At 68.8% G+C, this 3,460-nt stretch carries 4 protein-coding genes; 3 read left to right on the forward strand and 1 reads right to left on the reverse strand.

What is annotated here, in order from left to right; all coding sequences use genetic code 11:
* Window positions 1-929, forward strand: a 929-nt coding sequence (locus Q0M60_RS08310) for an ATP-binding cassette domain-containing protein (RefSeq protein WP_296818179.1), incomplete at its 5' end; no start/stop codon positions are given.
* Here the strand turns inward: Q0M60_RS08310 and Q0M60_RS08315 are convergent.
* A complete protein-coding gene (locus Q0M60_RS08315; RefSeq protein ID WP_296818180.1) occupies window positions 926-1,822 on the reverse strand; it encodes a hypothetical protein in 897 nt (298 codons plus the stop codon). The two genes, Q0M60_RS08310 and Q0M60_RS08315, sit on opposite strands and share 4 nt — an antisense overlap.
* Window positions 1,823-1,929: 107 nt before the next feature.
* Between Q0M60_RS08315 and Q0M60_RS08320 the strand changes: the two genes are divergently transcribed.
* Both Q0M60_RS08320 and Q0M60_RS08325 read left to right on the forward strand, forming a co-directional pair.
* On the forward strand, window positions 1,930-2,538 hold the full coding sequence (locus tag Q0M60_RS08320) for a DUF938 domain-containing protein (protein WP_296818182.1): 609 nt from the start codon (window positions 1,930-1,932) through the stop codon (window positions 2,536-2,538).
* Window positions 2,538-3,317 (forward strand): pseudouridine synthase, encoded by a 780-nt coding sequence (locus Q0M60_RS08325; protein ID WP_296818184.1) that lies wholly within the window; start codon window positions 2,538-2,540, stop codon window positions 3,315-3,317. Before Q0M60_RS08320 ends, Q0M60_RS08325 begins: the two co-directional genes overlap by 1 nt.
* The last annotated feature ends 143 nt before the right edge of the window (window positions 3,318-3,460 follow it).

The following is a 3,460-nucleotide window of genomic DNA, read 5'->3' on the forward strand; positions in this document are numbered from 1 at the left end:
CGGGCAAGTCGACGCTCATCAACGAGGTCCTGATGGGGGCCATCGAGCACACCCTCTCCAAGCGCCCCTTCCCCGCGGGCCTCAGGGCCTTCGAGGGGCTCGAGCACATCGACAAGGCCATCGTCATCGACCAGTCGCCCATCGGCCGCACCCCGCGCTCCAACCCGGCGACCTATACCGGCGCCTTCACCCCGATCCGCGAATGGTTCGCCGGCCTGCCGGAGTCCAAGGCGCGCGGCTATGGCCCGGGCCGGTTCAGCTTCAACGTCAAGGGCGGGCGCTGCGAGGCCTGTTCAGGCGACGGCTTGATCAAGATCGAGATGCACTTCCTGCCCGACGTCTACGTCACCTGCGACGTCTGCAAGGGCCGTCGCTACAATCGCGAGACGCTGGAGATCATCTTCAAGGGCAAGTCCATCGCCGACGTGCTGGACATGACCGTGGAAGAGGCCGCCGGCTTCTTCAAGGCCGTGCCCTCCATCCGGGACAAGATGAAGACGCTGGAGCGCGTCGGCCTCGGCTACGTCAAGGTCGGCCAGCAGGCTACGACTCTCTCGGGCGGCGAGGCCCAGCGGGTCAAGCTGGCCAAGGAGCTGTCAATGCGGGCGACCGGCCGGACCCTCTACATCCTCGACGAGCCCACCACCGGCCTGCACTTCGACGACATCAAGAAGCTGCTGGAGGTGCTCCACCAGCTGGTCGAGGCCGGCAACACCATGGTGGTGATCGAGCATAACCTCGACGTCGTGAAGACCGCCGACTGGATCCTCGACTTTGGCCCCGAAGGCGGCGACGGCGGCGGCCAGATCATCGCCCAGGGCACGCCCGAAAAGGTCGCGGCCGATCCAGCGAGCTGGACCGGCCGCTATCTGAAGGACCTCCTTGACCGGCACGCCCAACGCGCGGCGGCCGCCAGGAAGCGCGCCTAGGCCGATACCTGTCCGCCCCGGATGTCGCGATAGGCCGCGGCGAACGGGGCGTACATGATCGCAAGCTGCAGAGCTGACAGGACGCCCAGGTAGACCAAGACGCTGATGCCTAGCGGCAGCATGGTCTGAAACACCTCCATGGGCGCCATGGAGCTGATGGCCTCAAGGTTGTCGAAGCCGCCCATGCCGAAGAAGAAGATCGGCATGAAGACCATGGTCAGCAGCATCTGGACCACGATCGTCAGCACGAAGGCCAGCAGGCCCATGCCCAGCAGCCCCCAGAAGTGACCCTTGGTGGCGCTCCACGACTCGAAGATGGCGAACTTCTTTTCGGCCACCGTGATCGGGATCGCGAGCGAGAAGCGGACCAGCACCCAGGTCATCACGGCGATGAAGGCGAGAATGGCCGGGATCACCAGGAGCCAGCCTGAATCGCCCATCGCGCTCGCGGCGACGCCGACAACCACGGCGCCCACGGCCACGAGCAGTCCGAAGAAGATGGCCGCCAGGATGCTGAGGGCGAAGTAGACGACCACAACGCGGAGCTCGTCCATGCCGAGGCGCAGGTAGCCGAAAGCGCCCTCTTCGGGGCGGAACACCGCCCGGTTCACGGCGGCGTAGATCACGCCGCTCATGACGATGCTGATCGGCCCCACGGCCCCCATGAAGGCGGCATAAGCGCCGAGGAACTCGGCCATCTGCTCAGGCGTGGGCTCGCCGCCGGTCTCCAGCGCCTGCGCCTGTTCCATGAAGGCGGCCAGCGAGCCGCCAGCAAGCGCCAGGATCGCAACCGTCATGACGATGTAGAGCACGGCCCAGATCAGGATGGTCATGGGCGACCGGCGGGCCAGCCGGAAGCCTTCGAACGCCGCTTCGCTCGCGGAAAAAGCCATGGTTCTTCCCCCCTCGGGAATCGCGGCTGCCGCCGCACGATGGCCGCACCCTAACGCGGATTTTTCCGCCTGAGGATGACAAGTCGGCAAGAATGCTATGGAGCGGCATGACCGATCCGCGCCTGTCCTCCCCCGCGAGCGCCCGCAACACCGAGCCGATCCTGCAGGTGCTCAGGGCGCACATGCCGGCGCGCGGCCGGGTGCTGGAGGTCGCGTGCGGCGCGGGCGAGCACGCCCTGGCCTTCAGCCGCGCTCTGCCCGGCCTTGACTGGACGCCCAGCGATCCCGACCCCGCCGCCATCGCAAGCGCCGCCGCCTGGCGCGAGGCCGAGGGGCCGGAGAACCTCCAGCCGCCGATCCGTCTCGACGCGACGGACGAGAGCACCTGGCCCGCCGGCCCTTTCCACGCTCTGTTCTGCGCCAATATGATCCACATCAGCCCTTGGGCGGCGACGCTCGGCCTCATGCGGCTGGCCGGCCGCGTTTTGCTCAATCCCGGCGGGCTGATGGTGCTCTACGGCCCCTATCGCGAGACCGGCGTGCCGCTCGCGCCCTCCAACGCCGCCTTCGACGAGAGCCTCAAGGCGCGCGACCCGGCCTGGGGCCTGCGCGAGCTCGACGAGGTGGTGCTGGCGGCCAAGCACGAAGGCTTGGCCCACACCCTGCGGATCGAGATGCCCGCCAACAACCTCTGCCTGCTGTTCCGACGCGTCTGATGGCCTGGACCCGCACCTACGACGGCGCCGAGCCGGTCCGCCTCAACAAATGGCTGGGACAGTCGGGCGTCTGCTCCCGCCGCGAGGCGGAGGGGCTGATCGCCGACGGCCTGGTCTCCATCGACGGTCAGGTCGTGGCCAATCCGGGCCGCAAGATCGCGCCGGGCGAGACCCTGACCCTGTCCGACCGCGCCCAGGCGGCGCTGGCCGAGGGCATGACCCTGATCGTCCACAAGCCGACCGGCTACGTCTCCGGCCAGCCCGAACCCGGTAAGGTTCCCGCCGCACGCCTGCTGATCGCCGCCAACCGGATCGGCGACGGCCCGGTCCCGGCCCCGGACGCCTCGCTGCCGCCCATCGGACGGCTGGATGAGGACTCGCGCGGACTGCTGCTCCTGTCCTCCAACGGCGTGGTTGCCAAGGCGGTGATCGGGCCGGAATCCGAACTGGAGAAGGAATACCGCGTCCGCGTGCGCGGCGAGGTCACGCCCGAGGCCGTCGCCCTGCTCCGTCACGGCCTGGAGCTCGATGGCCGGGTGCTCAAGCCCGCGGGCGTCTTCGACAAGGGCAAGGGCCGGCTGAAGTTCATCCTGCGCGAGGGCCGCAACCGCCAGAGCCGCCGCATGTGCGCACTGGTGGGCCTGCGGGTCACCGACCTGTTCCGCGTCCGCATCGGCCCGCTCCAGCTCGGCGACCTGCCGGAAGGCGCCTGGCGGCATCTGACGCCCGAGGAGCGCGCCACGCTGCTGGCCCTCCCGTCCAGGGACGGAGCGGGCTAAGAGGGCCGCCATGACCGACCGCCTCGTGATCCGCCGCCCCGACGACTGGCACCTGCATCTGCGCGACGGCGACATGTTGGGGGATGTGGTCGGCCACACGGCCCGTCAGTTCGCGCGCGCCATCGTCATGCCGAACCTGGCCC

The organism is Brevundimonas sp. (assembly GCF_024711105.1).
Classification (GTDB): Bacteria; Pseudomonadota; Alphaproteobacteria; order Caulobacterales; family Caulobacteraceae; genus Brevundimonas.